The sequence below is a fragment of the Bacillus sp. T17B1 genome (assembly GCF_026796395.1).
Taxonomy (GTDB): domain Bacteria; phylum Bacillota; class Bacilli; order Bacillales; family Bacillaceae; genus Bacillus; species Bacillus spizizenii_A.
In genome coordinates this window covers 1-705 of sequence record NZ_JALAYA010000051.1, presented here as the reverse complement: position 1 = coordinate 705, position 705 = coordinate 1, and the positions used below count along the sequence as shown (strand labels likewise).

Annotated in this window: 1 pseudogene; it reads left to right on the top strand. The window is 40.6% G+C overall.

Going from position 1 to position 705, the window contains the following annotated elements:
- Nucleotides 1-705: pseudogene (locus MOF34_RS19405) on the top strand (IS3 family transposase); the annotation flags it as partial.

The window sequence follows — 705 nt, the reverse complement described above, 5'->3', positions numbered from 1 at the left end:
CTGCAGGCAGAGAATCGTTATCTGCGACAACAGAATGTAGTGTTAAAAAAGTACAACGAATTGGACAGGAAGTTGATAGCGAAACGTCAGTCGAACTTATAGAAGTATTGCACAACACAATGACCGTGCAGGATATCTGTATTCATTTAGGTATCTCTCGAGCGTCTTATTATCGTTGGAAGAAGAATCTGACGAAAGATCATTCCAAGCGCCATTTGGAAAAACAAATCGGCACGTTGTGCCGAGAGCACAAGTATCGGTATGGATATCGAAAAATCACAGCCATACTAAAAAAGAGAATGCGTATTAACCATAAAACTGTTCAACGTATTATGCAGAAAAATCAATGGCAGTGCCGGGTTAAGGTGAAAAAGCGCAAGAAGAATGGGCAGCCATATGCCGTGGTCGATAATATATTGGATCGGAACTTTCAGTCTGATCGCCCTCTTGAAAAACTAGTAACGGACATCACATATTTGCCTTATGGACAGAAACAATTGTACCTTTCCAGTATATTAGATGTATACAATGGAGAAGTGATTGCTTTTACGATTGGCGATAAGCAGGACACAGACTTTGTCTTAGACACACTTGATCAGTTGCCAACACTGCCTGAGAACTGCATGTTACATAGTGACCAAGGTTCTGTGTATACATCCTACGAGTATCAAAAAGCTGTTAACACAAAAGGCATTACCATGAGCA